The sequence below is a fragment of the Flavobacterium hibernum genome, from assembly GCF_000832125.1.
GTDB lineage: Bacteria > Bacteroidota > Bacteroidia > Flavobacteriales > Flavobacteriaceae > Flavobacterium > Flavobacterium hibernum.
The window spans coordinates 107,875-133,144 of sequence record NZ_JPRK01000007.1; the positions used below are offsets into that span (position 1 = coordinate 107,875).

Annotated in this window: 26 protein-coding genes; 15 read left to right on the top strand and 11 right to left on the bottom strand. The window is 32.6% G+C overall.

Annotation, left to right across the window (positions count from 1 at the left end):
• The first annotated feature begins 242 nt into the window (after positions 1–242).
• The 9 genes from IW18_RS07745 to IW18_RS07785 all read left to right on the top strand — a co-directional run bounded on the left by IW18_RS07745 (position 243) and on the right by IW18_RS07785 (position 8,379).
• Positions 243–821: a nucleotide exchange factor GrpE gene (locus IW18_RS07745; RefSeq protein ID WP_041517024.1), complete on the top strand. Its 579-nt coding sequence runs from the start codon at positions 243–245 to the stop codon at positions 819–821.
• Positions 822–900: 79 nt separating this feature from the next.
• Positions 901–2,016 carry a molecular chaperone DnaJ gene (dnaJ, locus tag IW18_RS07750; protein WP_041517025.1) on the top strand — a complete coding sequence of 372 codons (1,116 nt, stop codon included), beginning with the start codon at positions 901–903 and terminating at the stop codon, positions 2,014–2,016.
• A gap of 165 nt (positions 2,017–2,181) precedes the next feature.
• Entirely contained in the window at positions 2,182–3,102 is a 921-nt protein-coding gene (locus tag IW18_RS07755; RefSeq protein ID WP_041517026.1) for an ABC transporter ATP-binding protein, read from the top strand.
• A 124-nt stretch (positions 3,103–3,226) separates the two neighbouring features.
• Positions 3,227–4,543, top strand: coding sequence for an ABC transporter permease (locus IW18_RS07760; protein WP_041517027.1), 1,317 nt, complete (start codon positions 3,227–3,229; stop codon positions 4,541–4,543).
• Between the two features lie 207 nt (positions 4,544–4,750).
• A complete protein-coding gene (locus IW18_RS07765; protein ID WP_041517028.1) occupies positions 4,751–5,914 on the top strand; it encodes a sigma-54-dependent transcriptional regulator in 1,164 nt (387 codons plus the stop codon).
• Positions 5,915–5,964: 50 nt separating this feature from the next.
• Positions 5,965–6,630, top strand: coding sequence for a DEAD/DEAH box helicase (locus IW18_RS07770; protein ID WP_041517029.1), 666 nt, complete (start codon positions 5,965–5,967; stop codon positions 6,628–6,630).
• Positions 6,631–6,725: 95 nt separating this feature from the next.
• The gene (locus IW18_RS07775; RefSeq protein WP_041517030.1) at positions 6,726–6,944 is read left to right on the top strand and encodes a putative signal transducing protein; all 219 of its coding nucleotides are present in this window, start codon (positions 6,726–6,728) and stop codon (positions 6,942–6,944) included.
• A gap of 90 nt (positions 6,945–7,034) precedes the next feature.
• Positions 7,035–7,835, top strand: a complete 801-nt coding sequence (locus IW18_RS07780) for a Cof-type HAD-IIB family hydrolase (protein ID WP_041517031.1) — start codon at positions 7,035–7,037, stop codon at positions 7,833–7,835.
• A gap of 16 nt (positions 7,836–7,851) precedes the next feature.
• Positions 7,852–8,379, top strand: coding sequence for a GNAT family N-acetyltransferase (locus IW18_RS07785; protein WP_041517032.1), 528 nt, complete (start codon positions 7,852–7,854; stop codon positions 8,377–8,379).
• Positions 8,380–8,480: 101 nt separating this feature from the next.
• Here IW18_RS07785 and IW18_RS07790 read toward each other — a convergent pair whose 3' ends face one another.
• Positions 8,481–8,999 carry a hypothetical protein gene (locus tag IW18_RS07790; protein ID WP_041517033.1) on the bottom strand — a complete coding sequence of 173 codons (519 nt, stop codon included), beginning with the start codon at positions 8,997–8,999 and terminating at the stop codon, positions 8,481–8,483.
• Positions 9,000–9,503: 504 nt separating this feature from the next.
• Between IW18_RS07790 and mtaB the strand changes: the two genes are divergently transcribed.
• Positions 9,504–10,838: a tRNA (N(6)-L-threonylcarbamoyladenosine(37)-C(2))-methylthiotransferase MtaB gene (gene mtaB, locus IW18_RS07795; protein WP_041517034.1), complete on the top strand. Its 1,335-nt coding sequence runs from the start codon at positions 9,504–9,506 to the stop codon at positions 10,836–10,838.
• A 175-nt stretch (positions 10,839–11,013) separates the two neighbouring features.
• On the opposite strand, the gene IW18_RS07800 is transcribed toward mtaB, so the two are convergent.
• The 9 genes from IW18_RS07800 to IW18_RS07840 form a co-directional block, all read right to left on the bottom strand.
• Entirely contained in the window at positions 11,014–11,523 is a 510-nt protein-coding gene (locus IW18_RS07800) for a hypothetical protein (RefSeq protein ID WP_041517035.1), read from the bottom strand.
• Between the two features lie 128 nt (positions 11,524–11,651).
• Positions 11,652–12,368, bottom strand: coding sequence for a 3-ketoacyl-ACP reductase (locus IW18_RS07805; protein ID WP_041517036.1), 717 nt, complete (start codon positions 12,366–12,368; stop codon positions 11,652–11,654).
• Between the two features lie 112 nt (positions 12,369–12,480).
• The gene (locus tag IW18_RS07810) at positions 12,481–13,068 is read right to left on the bottom strand and encodes an LURP-one-related/scramblase family protein (RefSeq protein WP_041517037.1); all 588 of its coding nucleotides are present in this window, start codon (positions 13,066–13,068) and stop codon (positions 12,481–12,483) included.
• Between the two features lie 134 nt (positions 13,069–13,202).
• Positions 13,203–13,910, bottom strand: a complete 708-nt coding sequence (locus tag IW18_RS07815) for an SIMPL domain-containing protein (protein WP_041517038.1) — start codon at positions 13,908–13,910, stop codon at positions 13,203–13,205.
• 81 nt (positions 13,911–13,991) lie between these two features.
• Positions 13,992–14,402, bottom strand: coding sequence for a TonB-dependent receptor plug domain-containing protein (locus IW18_RS07820; protein ID WP_041517039.1), 411 nt, complete (start codon positions 14,400–14,402; stop codon positions 13,992–13,994).
• Positions 14,403–14,491: 89 nt separating this feature from the next.
• On the bottom strand, positions 14,492–15,448 hold the full coding sequence (locus IW18_RS07825) for a hypothetical protein (RefSeq protein WP_041517040.1): 957 nt from the start codon (positions 15,446–15,448) through the stop codon (positions 14,492–14,494).
• Positions 15,449–15,450: 2 nt separating this feature from the next.
• Positions 15,451–15,951 (bottom strand): RNA polymerase sigma factor, encoded by a 501-nt coding sequence (locus IW18_RS07830; RefSeq protein ID WP_041517041.1) that lies wholly within the window; start codon positions 15,949–15,951, stop codon positions 15,451–15,453.
• Positions 15,952–16,323: 372 nt separating this feature from the next.
• Complete coding sequence (locus IW18_RS07835; protein WP_041517042.1) at positions 16,324–17,160, bottom strand: DUF6929 family protein; 837 nt, start codon at positions 17,158–17,160, stop codon at positions 16,324–16,326.
• A 35-nt stretch (positions 17,161–17,195) separates the two neighbouring features.
• Positions 17,196–17,900 (bottom strand): TPM domain-containing protein, encoded by a 705-nt coding sequence (locus IW18_RS07840; RefSeq protein WP_041517043.1) that lies wholly within the window; start codon positions 17,898–17,900, stop codon positions 17,196–17,198.
• Positions 17,901–18,128: 228 nt separating this feature from the next.
• Between IW18_RS07840 and IW18_RS07845 the strand changes: the two genes are divergently transcribed.
• The 3 genes from IW18_RS07845 to IW18_RS07855 all read left to right on the top strand — a co-directional run bounded on the left by IW18_RS07845 (position 18,129) and on the right by IW18_RS07855 (position 22,527).
• The gene (locus IW18_RS07845; protein WP_041517044.1) at positions 18,129–19,010 is read left to right on the top strand and encodes a PPK2 family polyphosphate kinase; all 882 of its coding nucleotides are present in this window, start codon (positions 18,129–18,131) and stop codon (positions 19,008–19,010) included.
• A 196-nt stretch (positions 19,011–19,206) separates the two neighbouring features.
• Positions 19,207–20,658 (top strand): PhoX family protein, encoded by a 1,452-nt coding sequence (locus tag IW18_RS07850; RefSeq protein WP_089081928.1) that lies wholly within the window; start codon positions 19,207–19,209, stop codon positions 20,656–20,658.
• A gap of 96 nt (positions 20,659–20,754) precedes the next feature.
• Positions 20,755–22,527 (top strand): cytochrome-c peroxidase, encoded by a 1,773-nt coding sequence (locus tag IW18_RS07855; RefSeq protein WP_041517045.1) that lies wholly within the window; start codon positions 20,755–20,757, stop codon positions 22,525–22,527.
• Positions 22,528–22,841: 314 nt separating this feature from the next.
• Here the strand turns inward: IW18_RS07855 and IW18_RS07860 are convergent, their stop codons facing one another.
• Positions 22,842–23,357, bottom strand: a complete 516-nt coding sequence (locus tag IW18_RS07860) for a hypothetical protein (RefSeq protein WP_041517046.1) — start codon at positions 23,355–23,357, stop codon at positions 22,842–22,844.
• 189 nt (positions 23,358–23,546) lie between these two features.
• Between IW18_RS07860 and IW18_RS07865 the strand changes: the two genes are divergently transcribed.
• Positions 23,547–24,932, top strand: a complete 1,386-nt coding sequence (locus tag IW18_RS07865; protein WP_041517285.1) for an MATE family efflux transporter — start codon at positions 23,547–23,549, stop codon at positions 24,930–24,932.
• A gap of 97 nt (positions 24,933–25,029) precedes the next feature.
• On the top strand, positions 25,030–25,257 hold the full coding sequence (locus tag IW18_RS07870; RefSeq protein WP_041517047.1) for a hypothetical protein: 228 nt from the start codon (positions 25,030–25,032) through the stop codon (positions 25,255–25,257).
• The last annotated feature ends 13 nt before the right edge of the window (positions 25,258–25,270 follow it).

The window sequence follows — 25,270 nt, forward strand, 5'->3', positions numbered from 1 at the left end:
AATATAAGGTAAACTTGAATTAATAATTATTTATAAAGCCGAGGCTAAACCCTTAAATTCAATTTTGATAGGTAATAATTTAGACTCAAATATACTTTAAACTAAAACGTAATAGTCTTAAAATTATACTAAATTTTAAAAGTTAGGTTTCGTTTTTTAAGTGGCTCAGTTTTAATAAAGTGACAATTTGACATTTTAAAAGGTTTGGCAGTACTTTTGCAATCCAACAGAAAGAATAAAAAATGAAGTTTAAGAATATTTTTAAAAATAAAAGTAATATGACTACGGAAAATACAGAGTTCGATCAGGAATTAGATGATGTAACGTTAGAGAACAACGCCAACGGTGAACAATTAATTGTTGAAGAATTAAGTGTTGAAGAGCAATTGGCTCAAGACTTGGCAAAAGAAAAAGATAAGTTTTTGAGACTATTTGCTGAATTTGAAAATTACAAAAAAAGAACTTCAAAAGAACGTATCGATTTATTTAAAACAGCAAATCAAGACGTTTTATTAGCGATGCTTCCTGTTTTAGATGATTTCGACAGAGCGATTGTAGAGATCAACAAATCTGATGATGAGAATTTGAAAAAAGGTGTTGAGTTGATTCATGAAAAATTAAAAAACACTTTAGTTTCTAAAGGTTTAGAGCAAATTGAAGTAAGAGCAGGAGATGCTTTTAATGCAGATTTTGCTGAGGCAATTACCCAAATTCCAGCTCCGTCTGAGAAATTAAAAGGGAAAATTGTTGATGTTATTGAAAAAGGATACAAATTAGGAGACAAGATTATTCGTTTCCCTAAAGTTGTAACTGGAAACTAAAAAATGCAAATAAAATATTTTGAAGTTCAGAAGTTTAATAACTGAAGTTTAAGATTAAAGATTTGGAATTTATTCAATTATGAAAAAAGATTTTTACGAAATACTAAGCATTTCAAAAAGTGCTGATGCTGTCGAAATTAAAAAAGCTTACCGAAAAAGTGCGCTAAAATATCACCCGGATAAAAATCCAGGCGACAAAGAGGCAGAAGAAAACTTTAAATTAGCGGCAGAAGCTTATGAAGTTTTAAGTGATCCGCAAAAAAAAGCAAAATACGACCAATACGGACATCAAGCATTTGATGGTTCTGGCGGATTTGGCGGTGGTGGCCATGGTGGTATGAATATGGATGACATTTTCAGCCAGTTTGGTGACATTTTTGGTGGCGGATTCGGCGGATTTGGTGGCGGCGGAGGCGGTGGTCCTCGTCGTGCTAAAGGAAGCAATCTTCGAATTAAAGTAAAATTGACTTTAGAAGAAATTGCAAATGGTGTTGAGAAAAAAGTAAAAGTTAAACGTAAAGTTCAGGCTAAAGGAGTAACATACAAAACTTGTTCGACTTGTAACGGTCAAGGACAGGTAATGCGTGTAACTAATACCATTTTAGGAAGAATGCAATCTGCGTCAACTTGTCCTACTTGTGGCGGTTCAGGTCAGATTTTAGATAAAAGACCATCTGAAGCAGATGCTCAAGGAATGATTTTGGAAGATGAAACAGTATCAATCAAAATTCCTGCTGGTGTTGTCGATGGTATGCAATTAAAAGTTTCGAACAAAGGAAACGATGCTCCCGGAAATAGTATTCCTGGTGATTTGATTGTAGCAATCGAAGAATTGGAACACGAATTTTTGAAGCGTGAAGGTGAAAATATTCACTACGATTTATACATTAGTTTTCCAGAAGCTGTTTTAGGAGTTTCGAAAGATATCGAAGCCATCAACGGAAAAGTTCGTATTAAGTTGGAAGAAGGAATTCAGTCTGGAAAAATCTTAAGATTAAAAGGAAAAGGAATTCCAAGCATCAACGGATACGGAAGCGGAGATTTATTGGTACATGTAAATGTTTGGACTCCAAAAACGTTGAATAAAGAGCAAAAACAATTTTTTGAAAACGCTCTAAACGACGAACATTTTGTTCCGAGTCCTGAAAAAACTGAAAAATCATTTTTTGAAAAAGTAAAAGATATGTTTTCATAAGCTGAACTTTTCTAAAATGTTTAAATAATAAATTTAAAAACCCATTCTAGTGTAAATTAGAATGGGTTTTTTGTATTAATAGTGTAAACTTTCGCTGCGAATTATTTACTTTTACACACGCAATACCATAAAGGTCAAACTGACTAGGAAAATCTTAAAAATAGCATGAGCAACTTACTCGAAGTACATAAAGTCGTAAAACAATACGGTGATTATGTAGCGCTTAACGAAGTTTCATTAAATGTGCCAAAAGGTAGTATTTATGGGTTATTAGGCCCGAATGGAGCTGGAAAAACCTCTCTTATCCGAATCATCAATCAAATTACATTGCCAGATAGTGGCGAAATAATTTTAGATGGAGAAAAACTGCAGCCAAAACATGTGCAAACCATTGGCTATCTTCCAGAAGAAAGAGGTTTGTATACCTCTATGAAAGTGGGCGAACAATGTTTGTATTTGGCACAAATGAAAGGACTTTCTAAAGCCGAAGCAAAACTGCAATTAGAGTACTGGTTTGATCGTTTAGGAATTCAGGGTTGGTGGAACAAAAAAATCCAGGAACTTTCTAAAGGAATGGCGCAAAAAATTCAGTTTGTAGTTTGCGTATTGCACAAACCAAAGCTGTTGATTTTTGATGAACCTTTTTCAGGATTTGATCCCGTAAATGCAAATGTCATAAAAGATGAAATTTTGGCATTGAAGGAGCAAGGCGCTACAATTATTTTTTCGACACATAGAATGGAAAGTGTAGAAGAACTTTGCGATCATATTGCTTTAATTCATAAATCGAATAAATTAATAGAAGGAAAACTTAGCGATGTAAAACGTCAGTTTAGAACCAATAGTTTTGAAGTTGGTATTTTGACAGATAATGTCGAAGGTTTAATGTACGATATCACACAAAAATTTACCGTTTCGCCAGCAAGTTTTAAATCATTAAATGATGATTTAAAGTTAGATATTCAGATTGGAAATGCAACACCAAACGAATTACTAAACATTCTGACACAACGTGGACAAGTGACGCATTTTGTAGAAAAAATTCCAAATGTAAACGATATTTTTATTCAAACAGTAACTTCGTAGATCTTTAGATCATTAGACTGGCTTAGATTTTTAGACTGATGTTAGAAGTCAAAAAAATAATCTGAGAAGTCTAACGAAAGTCTAAAAATCTAAGAAGTCTAAAATCTAAAATCTAAAATTATTTATGAGCATCATCTCGTTGATTATAAAAAGAGAATTTATTGCAAAAGTTCGCAATAAATCTTTTGTTGTTATGACTTTTTTAAGTCCGCTATTGTTTGTTGCGATAGCTGGATTTATTGGTTATTTAAGTTCGATGAAAGCTGAGACAAAACAAATTGCCATTTATGACGAAACAGGTTTGTTTGCCAATGATTTTGTAAAACAGAATAAGAAAGATGGGGAATTTAAATATCTGAATCTGTCAGAAATTGATGTAAAAGCTTTAAAAGATAGTATAACCAAAGAAAGTTTTAATGGTTTAATCATTATCCCAAAGACAAACAATTTAAAAGATTTAGAAACTAAAATCGAATATGTTTCAAACAATAGTCCGAGTATTATTTTTATCGAGAAAACTCAAGATATTATTGGCGAAAAAATCACAAAGCTTAATTTAGAAAAAGCAAAATTAGATACATTGGCCATTAAAAAAGCTCAGGCTGATGTTAGTATTCACTTGGCGAAAACATCAGGAGAAGAAAGTTTAAAAGGACTAAATGAAATAAAAATTGGAATTGGAGGTGCATTTGGTTATCTCATCATGATGTTTATTATCATTTACGGAAATATGGTAATGCGAAGCGTTATCGAAGAAAAAACAAACCGAATAATCGAAATCATCATTTCATCAGTAAAACCATTTCAGTTAATGATTGGAAAAATTGTTGGAACTTCGCTTGCAGGATTATTACAATTTATGATTTGGGCGATAATTGGTCTGGCATTAATGTTTGCAGCTTCGGCGTTTTTTGGCGTAAATGTTGGGCCAACGGCAAAAATTCCACCAGAATTAATGCACAGCGCGCAACAAGAGTTTTCAGGATCAGCACAAATGTATATTAGCGAATTATGGAATTTACCTATTGCAAGTATCTTAATTGGTTTTGTAATTTATTTTATAGGAGGTTACTTTTTATACAGTTCGTTTTATGCCGCAATTGGAGCCGCAGTTGATAATCAAACAGATTCTCAGCAATTTCTTTTGCCTATCATAATGCCACTTATTTTAAGTGTTTATATCGGATTTTTTACGGTTGTAAATGATCCGCACGGAACAATTGCAGTTGTGTTTTCAATGATTCCGCTTACTTCGCCAATCGTAATGTTGATGAGATTACCGTTTGGAGTGCCGTGGTGGCAAATCGCGATTTCGGTATCATTATTGTTTGCTACCTTTTTCCTAGTTGTTTGGTTCGCTGCAAAAATTTACCGAGTAGGTATTTTAATGTACGGCAAAAAACCAACCTGGAAAGAATTATATAGATGGCTGAAGTATTAGTGTTTAAAAAGTTACAAAGATTCAGAGTGACAAAGGCTCAAAGGTTTTTGAATTTGAATTTTTAGTAACTTAGAATAGATAACTTTAAGATCACGCTAAGCATAAAAGAGATAATACGAATAACAGGTTAAAAAGGCAACAATAGCGACAAAGATCTTAAACTTTGTACCTCTGAACCTTTGCGACTTTGAACCTTAAGAAAAGAGAATGAGTAAAATACTAATTATAGAAGACGAAGCATCGATTAGAAGAGTTTTGGTAAAAATTTTATCAGAAGAAAATGATGCGTATCAGGTTGATGAAGCAGAAGATGGTGTCGTAGGTCTTGAAAAAATAAAAAACAACGATTACGATTTGGTTTTGTGCGATATAAAAATGCCAAAAATGGATGGTGTTGAAGTTTTAGAAGCGGCCAAAAAAATCAAACCAGAAATACCAATGGTTATGATTTCTGGTCACGGAGATATGGAAACAGCAATTCACACTATGCGTTTAGGAGCATTTGATTATATCTCAAAGCCACCAGATTTAAATCGTTTATTGAATACAGTTCGCAATGCTTTAGATAAAAAACAACTAGTAGTTGAAAATAAAATTCTGAAGAAAAAAGTTAGTAAAAACTACGAAATGGTTGGCGAAAGTGAAGCTATTAATCATATAAAAATGATGATTGATAAAGTTGCTCAGACTGAAGCCAGAGTTTTAATTACTGGACCAAACGGAACCGGAAAAGAATTAGTGGCGCATCAATTACATGAAAAAAGCGAACGTGCTAATTTCCCTTTAATCGAAGTAAACTGTGCTGCGATTCCAAGTGAATTAATCGAAAGCGAATTGTTTGGTCACGTAAAAGGAGCTTTTACATCGGCAGTAAAAGATCGTGCAGGAAAGTTTGAAGCGGCAGACAAAGGAACTATTTTCTTAGATGAAATTGGAGATATGAGCCTTTCGGCGCAAGCCAAAGTATTACGTGCTTTACAAGAAAGTATGATTACCAGAGTGGGTGCAGAAAAAGATATAAAAGTTGATGTTCGTGTTGTGGCTGCAACCAATAAAGATTTAAAAACCGAAATTGCCGAAGGTCGTTTCCGTGAAGATTTATATCATCGTTTAGCAGTTATTTTGATAAAAGTACCGCCATTAAACGAAAGACGTGATGATATTCCGGCTTTGATAAGACACTTTGCAGAAAAAATCGCTTCGGAGCAAGGAAATGTTGTGAAAGTATTTTCGCAGCAAGCTATAAAATTATTGCAAGAATACGATTGGACAGGAAATATTCGTGAACTTCGAAATGTAGTAGAAAGATTGATTATCTTAGGTGGAACTGAAATTTCTGAAACCGACGTAAAAATGTTTGCAAGCAAATAATGATTTGGTTTTCAATTTGAAATCTAAAATCTAAAATCTAAAATTTAGAAATGAAACTAAAAAAAATAAACGAGAAATTACAAGACGCTTTAATCGAGAATGGTTTAACAGAAGCAAATGCATTGCAACAAGAAACATTTTCGACCATAAAAAGTGGTTCTGATTGTATTATACTTTCTCCAGCAAAAAGCGGGAAATCGACAACAATTGTATTGAATGTTATTCAGCAATTGGCAGGTCATATAGAAGAGTCGCCACGTGCGTTGATTTTTGTAGAAGACAAAACCAAAGTATTAGAGATGGTGGAGCTTTTTGCTAAATATGGTAAATTTTCGAATCTGGAAGTTTATGGTGTTCATGATAAAGGCGATATGGATTACGATAAAAACTATATTTCGACAGGAATCGACGTTTTAATTGGAACTCCAAATAAATTGAGCGATATGTTTACAACCGCAGGATATAATGTAAACCGTTTAAAGATGTTTATTATCGACGATGCAGATCCAATTTTGAAATTACGTCACGAAACCAAAATCATGCGTATTTCAAATAGTATCACCAAAACGCAACGTATTATTTTTGCTGAAACATTAACAGAACGAATCGAGATTTTGGCAGATAAAATGATGCTAGAGCCTTATTTATTTGATATGGATGAAGAAGGAGAAGAAGAGCTTGATGAGGAAGATGACGATATTCAGGAAGAGGAATAAAGTCGCGGTTTTCAGTCTCAGTCTCAGTCTCAGTCCGTACTGAAAACTGTAACTGCGACTGAAGACTAGATAATAACTATAAAAAATAAAATGTTATGGGATTAATGAAAGTATTTTCGGGAAGTGAAGTTTTAGCTATTGCTTTACAAGAAAGATTAGAAGAAGCAGGAGTAGAAACAAGTAAAAAAGATAATATTCAATCAGCTCGTATGGCTGGTTACGGTGGTTCAGATTTGGCTGTTGAAGTTTTTATTCAGGAAACAGATTTTGCAAAAGCAAATCCAGTGATCGAAGAATTCAGAATGAGTCTTTAAAATATAGTAAATAGTCTCAGTTTACAGTTTGTAGTCGCAGTCTCAGTAGAGAGCGGTAAATTGTAAACTGCGACTGAAAACTAAAAAAACATGCAATACAAAATGTTGGTGCTCGACATGGATGATACCTTGTTGACAGACGATCATAAAATTTCAGATTTAAATAAAAAAGTACTTCTAGAAGCTCAGGCAAAAGGCGTTTATGTTGTTTTGGCTTCAGGTCGACCAACATCTGCGATGACTGCTTATGCAAAAGAGCTAGAATTAGATTTAAATAATTCGTACATGCTTTCATTTAACGGTGCTATAATTAGTGCGGTAAAAGATGATACAATATTATTTGAACAACAATTAACCGTTAAACAAATTCATGATTTATACGATTATAGTGTAAAAATGAAAACTCACATTATCACGTATCTTGATGGTGAAATTATAAGCGAAACCGATTCTGAATATATAGAAATCGAAAAAGAAATTACGGGATTACCACACAAAAAAGTTCCTAATTTTAAAGAAGCCGTTAATCGTCCAGCAGTAAAATGTATTTTGTTGGCAGAACCATCTTATTTAAAAAGTCTGGAAGAAGATTTAAAACAAACAATGCCAGATTTGAGTATTGCAATGTCAAAACCATTTTTTCTAGAGGCAGCGCAACACGGAATTGATAAAGCAGCAAGTTTAAAACTTTTGGCTGAAAAGCTAAATATTCATCAAAGCGAAATTATTGCTGTAGGAAACGCAGGAAATGACCTGACAATGATAGAATATGCCGGACTTGGAGTTTGGGTTGATAATGTTACGCCAGAATTACGAGACAGAGCAGATGTAATTGTTGCGTCTAATAATGATAATGGAGTTGCTGAGGTAGTACAACGCTATATTCTCTAAACTAAATTAATTTAAGATGAAAGAACCAATAGAAACGGACCGTTTATTACTAAGAGAATTTATCCCAACAGATGATTTAGGACTGTTTGAATTGGAATCAAATCCGAATGTGCATGTTTATGTAGGGAAAAAACCAATCACGCATATTGACGAAGGTCGTGCCTATATTGATTTTCTTCATCAGCAATACAAAGATTTTGGTATTGGTCGTTGGGCTGTTATTCTAAAAGATACCAATGAATTTTTAGGATGGTCAGGAATAAAATTCATCACAAATGAAATTAACAATCATAAAGGTTTTTATGAAATTGGATATCGTTTTATCGAAAAACATTGGGGAAAAGGATATGCAACTGAAGCTGGAAAAGCTTTTATCGATTATGCTTTTAATGTAATGAAAGTAGAAGCGCTGTATGCTTATGCAGATGCAGGAAATGAAAATTCAAGAAAAATTTTAGAGAAAATAGGTATGCAATTGGTGAATTCTTTTGAATACGAAGGAGATTTACAAGTTTGGTTCGAACTGCGAAATCCAAACTTATAAGAAAATTCTAAGAAATGCGTTCCAAATCTTTGTAAACTCATCTCGTTTAAGATTTGCAAAGATTTGGAAAACAACTCGAAGGTTCTAATAAAATATTAGAATTATTTTTTAGCTACAGAAACAAAATATTTATTTCCGTCACCCATTGTTAATTTTACACGTTCGTCACAAAGATCGATAGCAAAATTAGCACTTTCATAACAGCTGCAAGTAGTGTTTTTGTCTTTAGACATTTCAGTTTTACAGTTATTGTTTTTGAAAGTTGCCAATTGAGGCGTGTATAAACTTACTAAATCAGTAGAAGCAGTTACTAATGAAATAATACTTGCTGAATTATTATTGGTAATTCTGTAAACAATTCTATCAGTATAATTTACTTCATTTACTGTTACTTTACGAATATAAGTATAAGCTGTAGATCCCTCACCTGGTTCTTTTACTTCAAATTTAAATCCAACCGCACGAACTGCAATATCAAATTGAGATTGAGAGTTTAAGCTTGCCCAAGTTGTCAAGGTGCTAATAGTAGGAAACGGATTAGCAGCCGGAGTATTAGTTTGCGCTTGCGCACTAAAAAGAGTTAAGAACATCAAGCAGATTGTGGGTAAAAATGCCTTCATATGGAGTTTTAATTTTTAATTTGTGCCTACTCTTTCTGGTTTTCGGCCTGCCCATTTTTTACTGCAACAAAACAACAACATAACAAGGGAAAATCAAAATTGTTACGAGTGAATTATTGTTTAAATAATACAATTTTAGTTAATGCTTTTTTGGAGGAACTGAATGACTTCGAAAAAAGAATATTAACAGAGTTAAATGTAAGAAATTTTGAATTTAAACCGTTAAAAAACGCACTTAATCGATGAAAAATGCACTTAATCGATTAATTTGTCGTTTTATTCTTATTGAAATTAAATCGAATTTTTAAATAGTTGAAATTTTGTGATAGAATATTTGGCTCTATTTATGGTTTTTTAAGATGTATTAAAATGTAGGCTTGCTACAAAATATTGATATATAGTGTGTTATTGATTTTATTTTAAAGAATATTGTACGTAAATTTGCAAACTCTTTAAAAGAGATATAATTATAATATCCTACTACTTAAAACGTAGTTCATTCCTATGGAAAATAGAAAAAAAGTTGCCTTTTATACGCTTGGTTGTAAACTGAATTTTTCAGAAACTTCTACGATTGCCAGAAACTTTAATGACGAAGGTTTTGATCGTGTTGATTTTGAAGAAATCGCCGATATTTATGTGATTAATACTTGCTCAGTTACTGAAAATGCTGATAAGCAGTTTAAGCAGGTTGTAAAAAAAGCAATGAAACTTAATGATAAGGCATTTGTTGCCGCAGTAGGTTGTTATGCACAATTAAAACCAGAAGAATTAGCAGCTGTTGATGGTGTTGATTTGGTTTTGGGAGCAACTGAAAAATTTAAAATTACCGACTATATTAATGACTTAAGCAAAAATGATATGGGTGAAGTACACTCATGCGAAATTGCCGAAGCTGATTTTTATGTTGGAAGTTATTCTATTGGCGATCGTACTCGTGCATTCTTGAAAGTTCAGGACGGTTGCGATTATAAATGTACCTATTGTACCATTCCGTTGGCAAGAGGAATTTCCAGAAGTGATGCATTAGAAAATGTCTTGCAAAATGCAAAAGAAATATCTGCTCAAAATATTAAAGAAATTGTTTTGACAGGAGTAAATATTGGAGATTACGGAAAAGGTGAATTTGGGAATAAAAAACACGAACACACTTTTCTTGATTTAGTTCAGGCTTTAGATAAAGTAGATGGAATTGAGCGTTTGCGTATTTCATCAATTGAACCCAATTTATTGAAAAATGAAACAATTGATTTCGTGTCGAAAAGCAGAACTTTTGTACCTCATTTTCATATCCCGTTACAATCTGGAAGTAATGACATTTTAAAATTAATGAAACGTCGTTACTTACGTGAAGTTTATACAGAACGTGTTAACAAGATTCGTGAAGTAATGCCACACGCTTGCATTGGTGTTGACGTTATTGTTGGTTTTCCTGGAGAAACAGATGAACACTTTTTAGAAACTTACCATTTCCTAAACGAAATGGATATATCATATTTACACGTATTCACGTATTCAGAAAGAGATAATACTGAAGCTGCAAATATGCCAGGAATTGTTTCTGCAAACGTAAGAGCAAAACGTAGTAAAATGTTACGTGGATTATCGGTTAAAAAGCGTCGAGCATTTTACGAAAGTCAATTAGGATCAAACAGAACAGTTTTGTTCGAAAGTGAAAATAAAGAAGGATATATTCACGGTTTTACCGAAAATTACGTAAAAGTAAAAACCCCTTGGAATCCTGAATTGGTAAATACATTACAAGAAATTAACTTGACAAAAATAGATGAAGACGGAAGCGTTCGTTTAGAGTTTATAAATAAATTAGCGGAAGCATAGAAAATTACAACATAGTTTGTCATTCCGAGGAACGAGGAATCACACTAGAAACTCCAGTAGAAATTGTTGTCAATCTTTGTCGAATTTCTATTGTGATTTCTCCCTTCGCTCGAAATGACAATAAAACAAGAAAGCCCTTTAGATAAAGGGCTTTCTTGTTTTTAAAGTATGAATTTTATTTCTGAGCTTCCGGAATAACCAATTTCAAAGAATTAATATAATCCGTATCAAACTCAATCACTCTGATTTTTTCAGGATTAAAACTCAATTCGCCGCCAAACTGACCTTTTATATCTAGAAAGTCAATTGTAAGCTCTTCGTCGTTTAATTCGAGTAGTTTTCCTAGATAAGCCGATTTGGCCGATTTTTTTGAAATTTGAAAAATACCGTATTTATTATCAATAAAGTTAAGAATCGAACTCAAATCTCTAATTGGTATAATATCTTCGGCATTGGTTTTTAAGCCCTTTAAGCGAATTACTTTCTCTGTAAAAGCAAGATCCTGATCGCGATGAATCTCTTCAATATTCTTATTTTTCAGAATCACAAAACCATCTAATATAAAATCTTCGGGATTGTTTCTTAGTAAAATCCAATCGTCAGAATAGTCAATTAAAAATCCGGTAAAAATCTCTTTTTTATCCGTAAATTCTATTGCTATTAATTGTCTTAAGTATTGTTCCATTTGATGTGTTTTGAAAAAATCCAACTAAAAAATTCCAAATTCCAATGCTAGTTGAAATTTTACGAAAAAGCCAAGAATTGGAATTTGGAATTTATCCCGAAGCCTCGGGATTGGAAATTTATTTATATTTAAGGATTAGTAGACCAAATACTGCTGTTTTTTATAAAAACTCTGCGATTTAGTTTAAGTTGTGCAATGATTAACTCCGCAATATCTTCAGATTGCATCACTTTTTCAGGATTACCATCAGTAAGATTTAAATCTTTTGCCATGTCTGTAGCAACTGTACTTGGCGTTAATGCAGTAACACGAATATTGTGTTTTCTCATTTCCTGCATCAAAGAATCAGTCAATCCTAAAACCGCAAATTTAGAGGCACTGTAAGCACTTGTCAAAGCATTTCCGTTTAATCCGGCTGTTGACGAGATATTGATAATATCACCAATTTGTCTTTCGATCATATTAGGTATAACGGCGCGAGTTGTATAATAAGTTCCCATTAGGTTTACCTGAATGATTTTCTCCCAAGCGTTTGGTTCTAATTCTAAGAATTTTCCAAAAGCAGCAATTCCGGCACTATTAATTAAAATATCAATCGTTTTAAATTCAGCTAAAGCTTTCTCAACTGCTGAATTAATGGAGTTCATGTCCGAAACATCAGCAGATAAAGCCAAAGATTTTACACCTAAGTTGTTCGTTTGGTTTGCCAATTGATCAACATCTGCCTGAGTTCTTGAAACTAAAATTACATTTACACCTTCTTTGGCAAGTGCAATAGCAATTGCTTTTCCTATTCCTTTTCCTGCACCTGTAATTAGGGCATTTTTATTTTTTAAGTCTGTCATGATTTATTTTTTAGAAATGCAAAAAGCATCATTTTAGTAACACAAAAATAATGCTTTTGCTTGCTAAAACGATGCTTTGAGTTGTTTTCTTAATCTAAGTTTAACAACCTTTTTACTCTTTTAATACCATATCGATGCACATTACGGCTGCAAGAATCAATTGTCTTTGTGGACTGTCTTGTGCAACAGTATCTTCGATTTGAAGGACATAATTATCGGCACTTGTAAAAAACTCTTTACCCATTCCTGCCCATTTTTTACTTACCTGAGCCAGTTGTTTATTTTCATGGCTAAATTTAAAATCCCAGCCAGTCCATTTTCCCTGAAGCGTAGCCAGAGGTTTTTCGTTTTTATCTAAAATTTCGAATTTTCCTCCAAAAGAAAAAAACTTTTGTTTAAACGTTCCTACCAATCGATCTTTTTCGTCAAAGACTTCAACAGTTGAGCGAAGCCAAGCAATACCACGTTTTACTGAAATAATTTTTTCGCCAGATTCAGCAGTAATTTCAATATCAAAAGGAGTCATTCTTTTGTAATCTGTAAAGCGAAGCATTTTGGTAAAAAATCCCAAATTGTTCTCTCTGCAATTCATAGTAATTTGATTGCTTTCCGGATGGTAAATATCGTAGTTGTTAGCTGCTTTAAACATTCCAACATGTTCTTTTACAAGAAATAAATTCTGATTTAAAATAGGATTCATTTTATTTTATTTGATATTGATTTGTAACTTTTTTTCTTGAATACGTTTTGCAATGTATTTTCAAAAGGATGTCAAATGTAATAAAATGTGTGTTAATAATTCTAATTTCAGATTAATTTTATAGGAGATTTAAATTATTCTAATAAAAATCGAGCTTGAACGGATGTAGATATTTTTATTTTTTCAAATTCAATATTAGTATCATTATTAGAGCTTCTGTCTTCATCTGATTTTGAAGAATATCCTGTTACCGCTATGCCCCTAAGCATTCCTGTTGATAGCTTTGTGATATCGTCAAGATTGCTTATTTGTATGGCATTTCCAATTTTTTGATTTAAAGGTTTAGCAAAGCTTTCTGCAATTTTTTTAGCATTTAGTATTGCCTTTGCATTGATTAAAAGTTTAATCTTTTTTTCTTCCGTATTTTCTATTTTGTCAATTCGAACATTTGAAATTCCAATTTCTTCTAACCCTATAAAAACCTTTGCAGTCATTTTGGCATTAGTAACTAGGATTGAATATGATTTTGATTTGAAAATGTCAGTTTGCTTCAAAAGATAATTTTTAAAATTACTTGACATATAGTTTAGAGTAAGATCTTTTTGAGTATTAATTCCAATTGATTCTAATTTTTGAATCATTTCTTGTTCTAATTCTTCGACAGATTTTTTTCCTTTAAAATCTTTTTCCGTTACTAAAACATTAATCCAAATTTTATCAGGCATTACTAATGTATCCGCCTTACCTGAAGTTTCAATAAAAGGTTTGTCAATTAGATTTTTGTCTTGAGAAAATGAATGTATTGAAAAAAGTAAAAACAGGGTTAAAAGTAATTCTTTCATGAGATAAAATTTTAGTAATATTTAAATTAATAATTTGTTTTTAGTAAGTAATTGCAAGAAGAAGTTTACTGTTATTTCAGATTAATCTTTGTCTTTTGTAGTAATGATTACAACTCCATTTACGCCTTGACTTCCGTATAGCGAAGTTGCTTCGATTCCTTTTAAAACCTTAATGCTTTCAATATCATTTGGGTTGACTTTAGAAAATTGCTTTGAGTTTACTATAACTTCGTCAATAATATATAAGGGTTCTTCTTGATTGGTTATCGTTCTGGCACAAATTATTCGAAAATTTTGTGGTGTTTTAGGTTGTACAAAATTGGATGAAACCTTAACAGTACAAATTGTGTCTTTAGTTTTAGCGAAAGATTTGACAGGGAGTTCGATAGGTTCCTTTCCAGTATATACTTTAGAAACGGTTTTTTCTTGTGCTTTGATTACGAAAGATATAAGCATAGAAAATCCAAATGAAATAAGTTTTACTTTTTTCATGACATAAATTTTAGATAAGCGTTAGATTTTATCTTTGTCAAATGTATAGTCTTTGACAAAGATTTTAAGATTCTACGTTGAGTTTTTTGTTAGTTTTTAGGAGTTGGTTTTCCGTATTTTGTGGTAATAATTACAACACCTTTTTTACCTCTTTCGCCATATTTTGATGTAGCTTCTAAATCCTGAAGAACCGTAATTGTTTTAATTTCCTGTTTATTTAATGGCGCATAAGGACTTGTTGGATTTTTGCCAAATAAATCATTTTCAGAATAATAATTTCCATCAATAATATACAAAGGAGCATCTAAAACTACTAGAGAGTCTAAATTTTCTGGCTGAAAATTAGGCATTTCATCCTGCATCATTTGATCTCTCTTTTTGTCGTTGCTATGCGACAAAGCACTTCCGTTTATAACAATTAACGGAGCACTTTTTTTAGCCGTTTGCGATTGTTTATCGGCAAAAGCAAGTTTTGTAGATTCCCTTTCTGCTTTTCTTAAGTATCCGGAATTTTCATTCACTTTTTCTTTTGCTATAAGATTGTCTTCTTCAGCATAACTTGGTTGTATGGGTGCAGCAACTACAACTTCAGCAGGAGGACTGATAGTGGCAATTCCAGCTCCTGCAGCTTTGTTAACCTTAATGCTGTCATAATTCATTGCTACTTCTTGTTGCTGTTTAATTTGTTTGTCTAAAATTTTAGCAGCTTCAGATTTTGAAATTATTGGAGATTCTGAAGAAACAACTGCATCACTTTTCTCTAAAATAGATTTGTCATCACTATCTTTTTCGTTTACAACAACTTTTGATACTGGAATTACGGTTGCTTTATCTGATTTTAAAAACTGAGATCCTATAGAAATTACTAACAATAGAGAAGCTGCAACAGCAATTTTTTTCCATAACGAAATTGCCTTTTTATCTTCTTTCTTATCGAGTTTGTCTTCTACACGCGCCCAGACTTTGTCCATTCCGGGGAAATCTTTTTGCTCCGAGTTTTGCGCGGCGTCTTTAAATTTATCGAATATTTTATCTTGATTGTCCATGACTACTTTGCTTTTTGGTAATACAATTTATTTACTAAATCCTTTAGCTTGGTTTTTGCGGCATTCAATTGTGATTTGGATGTGCCTTCAGAAATGTTAAGCATCGCGGCTATTTCTTTATGTCCAAAACCTTCGATAACAAAAAGGTTAAAAACAGTTTTACAGCCGTCTGGAATGTGGTTTAATAAATTGAGTAAATCTTCTTCTTCTAACGAATTAATTTCTTCTGTAAAAGGCTGAGAAAGTAATTTGACATCATCGAGATACATATTAAAATTAGTATTCTTCTTGATGGTTGCCAAACAATGGTTAACGGTTATTTTTCGTGCCCAAGCTTCAAAAGCCAGAACTTCTTTTAGTTGTTCCAGTTTTGTAAATATGGTATAGAAAGCGTCGGCCAGAGCTTCTTCTATTTCCTCTTCCTTTTTAAGGTACCGTTTGCAAAGGCGATACAATTTTGGAGCCATATGCTCATAAACCTGACGCTGAGCATCTCGGTTCATTTTTTTGCAGTTAGAAATTAGCGTTTCGTTTATCACAATTGTTGTCTTTATACTAAAGAGGGTTAAAAAGATAAAAAGGTTGGGAAGAGCATTAAAAAAAGTTTTTTTGAGGTTCAAAGTTACATAGGTTTTATCGTAGAGGCGCACAGCAGTGCGTCTTCGTCAACTGTATCTTCGTTTTATTGGCGGATATTCTTTGCTTGAGACGCACTGCTGTCCGTCTCTACATTATTTTGTGTGTCTTCAATTTTGTCATTTCGATCGAAGGGAGAAATCGCACTAGAAATGCCGCAAAGAAATTCGCTAAACTTTGTAGAGTTACTTGTGTGATTTCTCCCTTCGATCGAAATGACAAAGAATGAGGTTAAATTTTTACTTAACCGACAAACTCAATTTAAAAATCTTAGTTTCTAAAACTTCCGTATCATTATCCTCGCAAAGCAAAAACTCAATTTTGTTGTTTTCTTTTTTATAGAAAGTCAAACCTTCAAATTTATTAGTTGAAGTAATTTTTTGAGTAAAATCTATTTTCATGGTTTTAAGATCGATTCGGCCAATGAAACTTCCCAGGATTTCGCCATCGTCGTAAGTTGATTTTGTGTCTTCGACGGTTGAAAGGAAATAGATTTTGTCTTCGACCAAAATGGCATCGGTAAAACTCGAGCGAATGCCTTTTATTTTTGGCAATTTATAATTGGTTGCCACCAATGCAAATTCTTCTCCCAAATTTTTAGCGTGAATGGTAAAAATGGTGTTTTTGTTCGAAATTCCGTTTCCGCGATTGAATAAATACCAGTTTTCGCCATCAAAAATGGCACCTTCTAGATTAAAATCTTCGGGTTTTATCGAACCGAAATTTTGCATTACAGCATATAAATCGACTAAATTATTTTTTTGTAAAACGGTTTTGTTTTTAAGATCAAACTCAATCATTTTGTTTCGGTTCTCGGTTGAACCTGAGCCAAAAACATAAAGTGTATCGTTGTGATGCGTTAAAGATTCAAAATCAGGTTTTAAGTTTTTGGCAATATTGAGTGTTGGATTATCAATTAAAGCGTGTTGATTTAATTGCTGATTTTGCATATTGTATTCATATAAATACCCGCTATTATCGCCAATAACATAAAGTGAATTGTTATTAAGAAATAATCCTGATGCTGAACCGATTCCGATGATTTGAAATAATATTTCTAATGTGAATTTTTCCATGAATTTTGTTTTGAACGAATGTTGTGAAAATTACGTTATTTAATTATGCTTTTTATCTCAATTAACGACTGATATATTCCATCATAATAGTTGTTGTTTTTAAAATTCGGAATCATAATTTCCGCAATTAGTTTATCGCAATCTTTGTTTGTTAAATATTTCATAGAAATTTCAGTTGTTGATATTGCGACCTTTCTTAATTTTTTACTGAAAACGATAATTGTACCGCTTTTTTGAAAAACTCCGCCAATGTTCCAATCAATAAGTTTATTATATGCAAATTCGCTAATATCTGTGTTTGGATTCAATTCGTCAATTGATAGAATTAGAATTTCCATTCTATTTTTGGTTCTAATTTCTTTAGTTAGATCATTAATTTTTTTTCTTTGTTCAGTTGAAAAGACTGAATCAATTTCTATCAGATTTGTAAGTGGCAAAATAACAGAATTCTTGATTTTAAAATTATCACAAGTTTTATTTAATTCTCTAGTTAGTTTATAATTGATAGAATTAAAATCATTGTTTAAATTTTCAATTTTTAAGTTATTTTGTTTTTGAACATATTTAGATAAAAAGCTTATATATATTTCTGTTTGCTGGAGTGCGATTGTGTCAGAATTTTTAAATTGGCGAGATTTTATCGAATCACATATTTTTATTGAAAGATCTGAAATAGATTGTCCATTGGATTTTAAGCTAATAAAAATTAGAAAGGATAAAATTAAAATTCTTTTGGTCATATATGTTCTTAAGTTTTGTGATGTTTCTTTTAAAAACCAATGCCTAGCCCCGATAGCAATGGAAATACTTTGAGAAGAAATTGTAATTTTTTCTTAACAGAACAAAGCGACCAGCGGAAGCTCTTGTTGTGTTTTAGAAAAATACAATTTATTGAAAAAGTATTGCAATGAATAGCAGGAATATGCTTCGTAAAATTAGTATATTTATATTACAAAAAATTCAGAAATATGAAATCGATAGACCCGAAGGATTTTAAAGTTACAGATAAAATAAAATTATCAAAGATTCCTACTTTGCTCGACCTGGATGTAGACAGTGACGAAAAAGAGGCTAAACTCGATAAAGTACAGGCCAAATTGAGTAAGCAGCAAGATGTAATGTATGCTCATAACAGATATGGAGTTTTGATTTGTTTGCAAGGAATGGATACTTCCGGCAAGGACAGTTTGATTCGGGAAGTTTTTAAAGAATTTAACCCGCGTGGAGTAGTGGTGCATAGTTTTAAAACACCAACTTCGGCAGAGCTAGAACACGATTATTTATGGAGACATTATGTGGTTTTACCAGAGAAAGGGAAATATGCAATTTTTAATCGTACGCATTACGAGAATATTTTGGTTACTCGTGTGCATCCTGAGTATATATTGAGTGAAAACTTGCCCGGAATTGAAACTGTTGACGATATTCCTAAGGATTTTTGGAAAGACAGAATTGAACAAATCAATAATTTTGAAAAGCATATTACGCAAAACGGAACTATTGTACTAAAGTTTTTCCTGCATTTGAGTAAGGAGGAACAACGTAAACGTTTATTAAGACGATTGGAAGAGGAAAAACACAATTGGAAATTTTCTGTTGGAGATTTAAAAGAACGTGCGCATTGGGACGAATATCAGGAATATTATGAAGAGGCAATTAATAAAACTTCGACAAAAGATGCTCCGTGGTATGTAATTCCTGCCGATGATAAAGAAATGGCACGTTACATTGTAGCCAAAACTATTTGGGAAGAAATGCAGAAGCATACAGACATTAAAGAACCTGAATTACCAGAGGATATAAAGGATAATATTAAAATATATAAAGAGCAACTAGAAAACGAGTCTTAGAAATAAGGCTCTTTTTTTTGCTTTGATGTTACTACAAGTTTATGAGTGTTTTGTAGTACTAATTTAATGTTAATTTTTTTAACAGTTTTGGTCTGTTTTAGGTGTGACTATTGTTTTTTTGATAATATCAAAGTCATTTTAAGTTAAAGAGTGAGGATTTACTTTGTAAAAAAAATAAAAACCAATTTTTAGCAAAATGAAACGAATTATTCTACCTCTATTTATTCTAGGTTCGTTGATTACTTCTTGTAATAACGATTCTAAAGACGAAATGCAACCAACTAGTGTTGTTTTGAAAGACCAATCTGTAACGCCAAGTTTATTGAAGGCAAAGTCAGGATTTGAGAGTTTACAAATTTATTCTCTTTTTAGTTCAGATGATGTTTTTGCAGATAGTCCAAAATTTGTTTTTGGTGGTTCTGCAGATGGTTCTGGTTTATTGAAAAATACTGACGGAACTTTTACTTTTTTGGTAAACAACGAAGATAACTTTGCTGTTTCGAGAATTACATTAGACAAAACATTCAAACCTACTAAAGGAGAATATTTGTTGAATTCTAGTGGAGGAACGTGGAGATTATGTGGTGCTACAATGGCAACGCCAGAAGAACACGGTTTTGGACCTGTTTATTTAACTTGTGGAGAATCTGGAGAAGAGTCTCGTACACATGCTTTGGATCCTTACGGAAGTGCAGGTTCTGCATCTGCATCTAAAGAATTGGCTGGTTTTGGACGTTTAAGCGCCGAGAATGCTTTACCATTACGTACTTCTGCTTACAAAGGAAAAACAGTTGTTGTAATTGGCGATGACGATTCTGGAACTTACGGAGGTCAGGTTTTTATGTATGTATCAAATTCAGTTGGAGATTTAACAGGAGGTTCTTTGTACATGCTAAAAAGAAACGACGACAATCAAAGAGAGAAAGACATGGAAGTTAGTAAAACGTATCCGGTTTCTTTCGTAAAAATTGACAATCATACAACTTTAACAGGTGCTCAAATCAATGCATCTGTAAATACACTTAAAGCGATTAAATTTGGTCGTGTTGAGGATTTAGATTACCGTAAAGGTGGTGGTACAGCAGATCGTGAATTGTATTTTAACGTAACTGGACAAAATACTACAGGAACAAATGCTGATGCTTCAAGAACTAAATATGGTAGAGTTTATAGATTAAATCTTGATGCTGTAGATCCTTTAAAAGGTACTCTTGAAGTAATTCTTGACGGAGATAATCGTTCTGGAGTTGCAGGTAAATTCCAGAATCCAGATAACGTTTGTGTAACTAAAAACTATGTTTACGTTCAGGAAGATGCAAACGGATACGGAGACGAAACTCACGATGCTTACATTTATCAATACAATATTGCTACAAAAGAATTAAAAGTTGTAGTAGAATTAGATCACCGTCGTACTGCTGCTGATGCTGCAAAATATAACGTAGGTGGAATTTCTAAATTTGGAGATTGGGAATACGGTGCTTTAATCGACGTGTCTGATCAGGTTGGTATTGCAGATACTTTTATGTTAAGCGTACAACCACATACCTGGACTGGTGATAAATACAAAGGTGTTGATGGAGGAACTAATCGTCCTAATGAGCAACAAGCAAGTCAAATAGTTGTAATAAAAGGTTTAGCGAGATAATTTTTTTAAAACATTACAAAACAGATGTCCACTATTTCAATTTGAGATAGTGGTTTCTGTTTTTCAGAATATTCCTCTTTTAATCGTTAATAGATCATGAAAAAAATATATTGTTTGTTGTTCTTAATAGCATTTGTTGCTTGTCAGAAAAAAAACAAACATCAGGAAGTAAATAAAATGTTTCAATCTGATATTACTTTATTGATTGAAAAAGTTGCCAAACTTAAATATTCAATACAAGAAGATTCTACCGAAGCTCAAATTCAGAGACAATTTTTAGAGGCACATCAAGCTTATAAAAAAGTCGAAATAATAAGTGAGTATTATTCGCCTTCAGTTTCTAAAGCAATTAACGGCCCTGCAATACCAGAGTTTGAAGAAAATGATAAAGTAACGGTTGCGCCCGAAGGATTTCAGGTTATAGAAGAATTGGTTTTTCCGAAATATAATAAAGAAACCAAGAAAGAACTCATTCAGGAATTGGGCGTTTTATCGGCAAATTTAATTCGGTTAGAAAAAGTTTCAAATTCTAATGAATTAACAGACGCACATGTTTTTGATGCCATGCGATTAGAGGTTTATAGAATTATCACTTTAGGAATTACAGGATTTGATTCGCCAATTGCATTCAATTCACTTCCCGAAGCTTTGGTATCTTTGGAAACGGTCGAAAAATATTATCGTGTATATCTTAAAGATAAATCAGCTTCAAGTTCCAAGCAAGTACTTCAGATTCTAGAAAAAGGTAAAAAGTATTTAAAAACCAATACCAATTTTAATGCATTTGATCGTGCCTATTTTATTCGAGAAATTGCAAATCCATTGAGTAGAGGACTTCATGAAACTCAAACAGAATTAGGAATTCCGTTTATGAAAGAGAATAGAGCGTTAAAAGTAACTGCTCAAACTTTATTTGATAAAGACGCTTTTGATCCCGAAGCGTTTTCAGGTTTTCCTGATTATAAAACCACGCCCGAAAAAATTGCTTTGGGCAAAAAGTTATTCAATGATCCTATTTTGTCCGGAAACAATACCCGTTCTTGTGCATCTTGTCATCATGAAGATAAAGCTTTTACAGATGGCTTTGAAAGAGCCGTTTCACTAGACGGAAAATCAATGATTCAGCGCAATACACCAACATTAAATAATATCGCTTTTCAGCGTGTATTTTTTGCAGATTCAAGAGTAAGTTATCTCGAAGATCAGGCAGTTGCTGTTATTAAAAATGAAAACGAAATGCACGGATCCTTAGAGAAATCAGCATTGGCGATTCAAAAAAATACCAACTATGTAAAAGAGTTTAAAAAAGCTTTTCCGAAAGGAGAAATAAACGAATTTGCGATCAAAAATGCTTTAGCATCCTATATTCGTTCCTTAAGTCATTACGATTCAAAATTTGATGCTTATATGCAAAACAAAACGTCATTTACTGCAGATGAAAAAGCAGGATTTAATTTATTTGCCGGAAAAGCCAAATGTGCAACATGTCATTTTATTCCGCTTACAAACGGGACTGTTCCACCAAACTTTGACAGATCTGAAAGTGAAATTTTAGGAACTCCAAACAAAAACAAAAAGCTAGATGGAGATTTGGGCAAATTTGTGATTACGGGAGCGGCAATTCATAAAAATTCGTTTAAAACACCAACCATTAGAAATATAGAACTTACAGCTCCTTATATGCACAATGGTGTTTATAAAACTCTTGAAGAAGTTGTAGATTTTTATAACGAAGGCGGAGGAGTAGGTTTAGGATTTGATGTTCCAAATCAAACATTACCGGGAGATAAACTGAATTTGTCAGATTTAGAAAAAAAGCAATTAATTGCTTTTATGAGAACGCTTACGGATAAAAAATATTCGAAATAATAATATAATGCTTTTTGCGTGTTAAACCCGACAGGTTTCAAAAACCTGTCGGGTTTGCTATGTAGCCACAGATTAAAAAGATTAGAATGATTTTTTAGACTTCGTATTTCAAAAATTAATTTGTGTTAATTCGTGAAATTTGTGGCGGAAAAAGAGCATTAATGATATAGAATCTCGAAACCCGACAGGTTTTTAAAACCTGTCGGGTTTGCGTTAAAATAAAAACTAAAATTGTTATAAAATAACAAAACCCGGTAGACTGTGCGATCTACCGGGTTCATACCAAAAACAAAACAATAAATTAAACCTTTCTCTTATAATTTAAAACCATATGCGAGACGTAAAGCCACTTGGTTGGTATTAAATTTGTTATAGTCCTCATAACGAACACTTATATCAATATATTTGTTGGCATATCCAATTCCTGGTGCCCATAAAAAAGTAGTCTGATCGTAACCATTTGTAACAGCAAAACCAGCACCAACTTCTCCTAAAACGTAAAATTGATCTTCCCAGATAAAAGCTTTAAAACCAGCTTTTGCTGGAATAAATCCAAGATCTTTTACTTCAATTCCATTTTGATCTTTCATAAACAAGTTTGTAAAACCTGTAGTTAATGTCAACGATGTCTTTTTTGTCAAGTCATATTGCAAACGAACATCTCCACCAAGCGCCCATCTGTAATCATTGTCAGTTGGTATTCCGCCATTTACACCAAAGCCTAATCTAAAACCCTGATCGTAATTTTTAACTTCACTGTCTTGAGCGAAAGTAGTATTGGCATATAAAAAAGCGAAGGCGCATAAGCATAACATTTGTAATTTTTTCATGGCTAGTATTTTTGAATTATTAATGTTGTAAAAGTAGGAGAGAGGTCTTTTGAGCTTGTTATATAATTTTTAATTATTGTTATATAATATTAGGGTTCTCGAAAAAACGACTTAATGTTTGCTTATGTTTTTAATAATATCAAAGAATCCAAAGCTTCTGATTATCTTTGCCGACTAAAAAGAGTAAAAGTGAATTTAAAGCAATACACAAAAGAATTTTCATATAATTTAAGATTAGCATACCCTATTATTTTAGGAATGGTTGGCCATACCTTAATTGGTATTGTCGATAATATAATGGTAGGTAAATTAGGAAGTACAGAATTGGCAGCGGTTTCATTAGGAAATAGTATGATTTTTATCGCAATGTCGTTAGGGATTGGTTTTTCGACAGCGATTACACCAATTGTAGCTGAGGGTGATGCTGAGAAAAATGATAACAAAATTCGTTCTGCTTTTCATCATGGATTGTTTTTGTGTATCATTTTAGGACTAATACTTTTTGGCGTAATTGTTTTAGCAAAGCCAATAATGGAATTATTGGAACAACCGGCAGATGTTATTGCATTAGCAAAGCCTTACCTGGATTGGGTTGCTTTTTCATTAATACCTTTAATTGTATATCAGGGATACAAACAATTTGCCGATGGACTTTCGTTGACAAAATACTCCATGTATGCCATGATTATGGCAAATGTTCTGCATGTTGGTATGAATTATGTTTTAATTTACGGTATCTGGATTTTTCCTAAAATGGGAATTGTTGGCGCAGCACTTGGAACTGTAATTTCGAGAATATTTCTGGTAATGTTCATGCACATAATGCTTTCAAGAAGAGATGATTTAAAACGTTATTTTAAAAACTTCAGTTTTGCCGAAATTAAAAAAGAAACACTTAAAAAAATTATAAGTATAGGATTTCCATCAGCAATGCAAATGCTTTTTGAGGTAGTATTGTTTACGGCGTCAATTTGGCTTTGTGGAAATATTGGAAAAACCAGTCAGGCAGCCAATCAAATTGCATTAAGTTTAGCCTCAATGACATTTATGTTTGCCATGGGATTAAGTGTAACTTCGATGATAAGAGTTAGTAATCAAAGAGGATTGCAAGATTTTAAGCAATTAGTTATTGTTGCTCGTTCAATATTTTTACTGGCAATTATAATAGAAACCGTGTTTGCAATTCTGTTTGTCGCTTTTCACGACTTTTTACCACATATCTTTTTGAATATGGAAAATGGAGGACAAGTTTTAGACAATACCGAAGTAATAGCCATAGCATCAAAATTACTTTTAATAGCAGCAGTTTTCCAAATTTCTGATGGAATTCAGGTTGTGGTTCTTGGAGCATTGCGTGGATTGCAAGATGTAAAAGTCCCAATGTACATAACCTTTGTTGCCTATTGGATTATTGGTTTTCCAATTTCATATTATCTTGCCGAATATACACCTTGGAAAGCCGAGGGTGTTTGGATTGGACTTTTGGCAGGATTAACAGTGGCAGCAATATTCCTGTACATTCGCTTTCATTACCTGACAAAAAAATTAATTAATAATTCAGTTTCAAATACTTAAATTTGAAAAACTAAAACAGTAAGCTACAGATTAAAAAGATTGAAAGAATCGGCGAAATCAGTGGCAAAAAAAGAATCAAAACAAAAAAATAAATAATATGGAATTACCTAAATTTTTACTCGGAGACAATACTGATTTTGCAGATGATATTTTTATCATTCACCTTGATTATCCAAGATTTATAATCAACTTAAAAGATGATGAGGTTGAGTTTATGGAAGAAGCCGAAGATCTTGATGAGGCCGAATTAAATGCTGAAATGGAAGGTTTGATTGTTTTAGCAAATGAGTTTTACGATAGAGAAATAAAACGTTACGAAGAGTAATATTCCCCAAAGA

What these genes read in the sequence shown, in the direction of transcription:
- IW18_RS07745 (WP_041517024.1), top strand. Translation starts at nt 243, where the DNA reads ATGAAGTTTAAGAATATTTTTAAAAATAAAAGTAATATGACTACGGAA.
- dnaJ (WP_041517025.1), top strand. Translation starts at nt 901, where the DNA reads ATGAAAAAAGATTTTTACGAAATACTAAGCATTTCAAAAAGTGCTGAT.
- IW18_RS07755 (WP_041517026.1), top strand. Translation starts at nt 2,182, where the DNA reads ATGAGCAACTTACTCGAAGTACATAAAGTCGTAAAACAATACGGTGAT.
- IW18_RS07760 (WP_041517027.1), top strand. Translation starts at nt 3,227, where the DNA reads ATGAGCATCATCTCGTTGATTATAAAAAGAGAATTTATTGCAAAAGTT.
- IW18_RS07765 (WP_041517028.1), top strand. Translation starts at nt 4,751, where the DNA reads ATGAGTAAAATACTAATTATAGAAGACGAAGCATCGATTAGAAGAGTT.
- IW18_RS07770 (WP_041517029.1), top strand. Translation starts at nt 5,965, where the DNA reads ATGAAACTAAAAAAAATAAACGAGAAATTACAAGACGCTTTAATCGAG.
- IW18_RS07775 (WP_041517030.1), top strand. Translation starts at nt 6,726, where the DNA reads ATGGGATTAATGAAAGTATTTTCGGGAAGTGAAGTTTTAGCTATTGCT.
- IW18_RS07780 (WP_041517031.1), top strand. Translation starts at nt 7,035, where the DNA reads ATGCAATACAAAATGTTGGTGCTCGACATGGATGATACCTTGTTGACA.
- IW18_RS07785 (WP_041517032.1), top strand. Translation starts at nt 7,852, where the DNA reads ATGAAAGAACCAATAGAAACGGACCGTTTATTACTAAGAGAATTTATC.
- IW18_RS07790 (WP_041517033.1), bottom strand. Translation starts at nt 8,999, where the DNA reads ATGAAGGCATTTTTACCCACAATCTGCTTGATGTTCTTAACTCTTTTT.
- mtaB (WP_041517034.1), top strand. Translation starts at nt 9,504, where the DNA reads ATGGAAAATAGAAAAAAAGTTGCCTTTTATACGCTTGGTTGTAAACTG.
- IW18_RS07800 (WP_041517035.1), bottom strand. Translation starts at nt 11,523, where the DNA reads ATGGAACAATACTTAAGACAATTAATAGCAATAGAATTTACGGATAAA.
- IW18_RS07805 (WP_041517036.1), bottom strand. Translation starts at nt 12,368, where the DNA reads ATGACAGACTTAAAAAATAAAAATGCCCTAATTACAGGTGCAGGAAAA.
- IW18_RS07810 (WP_041517037.1), bottom strand. Translation starts at nt 13,068, where the DNA reads ATGAATCCTATTTTAAATCAGAATTTATTTCTTGTAAAAGAACATGTT.
- IW18_RS07815 (WP_041517038.1), bottom strand. Translation starts at nt 13,910, where the DNA reads ATGAAAGAATTACTTTTAACCCTGTTTTTACTTTTTTCAATACATTCA.
- IW18_RS07820 (WP_041517039.1), bottom strand. Translation starts at nt 14,402, where the DNA reads ATGAAAAAAGTAAAACTTATTTCATTTGGATTTTCTATGCTTATATCT.
- IW18_RS07825 (WP_041517040.1), bottom strand. Translation starts at nt 15,448, where the DNA reads ATGGACAATCAAGATAAAATATTCGATAAATTTAAAGACGCCGCGCAA.
- IW18_RS07830 (WP_041517041.1), bottom strand. Translation starts at nt 15,951, where the DNA reads ATGAACCGAGATGCTCAGCGTCAGGTTTATGAGCATATGGCTCCAAAA.
- IW18_RS07835 (WP_041517042.1), bottom strand. Translation starts at nt 17,160, where the DNA reads ATGGAAAAATTCACATTAGAAATATTATTTCAAATCATCGGAATCGGT.
- IW18_RS07840 (WP_041517043.1), bottom strand. Translation starts at nt 17,900, where the DNA reads ATGACCAAAAGAATTTTAATTTTATCCTTTCTAATTTTTATTAGCTTA.
- IW18_RS07845 (WP_041517044.1), top strand. Translation starts at nt 18,129, where the DNA reads ATGAAATCGATAGACCCGAAGGATTTTAAAGTTACAGATAAAATAAAA.
- IW18_RS07850 (WP_089081928.1), top strand. Translation starts at nt 19,207, where the DNA reads ATGAAACGAATTATTCTACCTCTATTTATTCTAGGTTCGTTGATTACT.
- IW18_RS07855 (WP_041517045.1), top strand. Translation starts at nt 20,755, where the DNA reads ATGAAAAAAATATATTGTTTGTTGTTCTTAATAGCATTTGTTGCTTGT.
- IW18_RS07860 (WP_041517046.1), bottom strand. Translation starts at nt 23,357, where the DNA reads ATGAAAAAATTACAAATGTTATGCTTATGCGCCTTCGCTTTTTTATAT.
- IW18_RS07870 (WP_041517047.1), top strand. Translation starts at nt 25,030, where the DNA reads ATGGAATTACCTAAATTTTTACTCGGAGACAATACTGATTTTGCAGAT.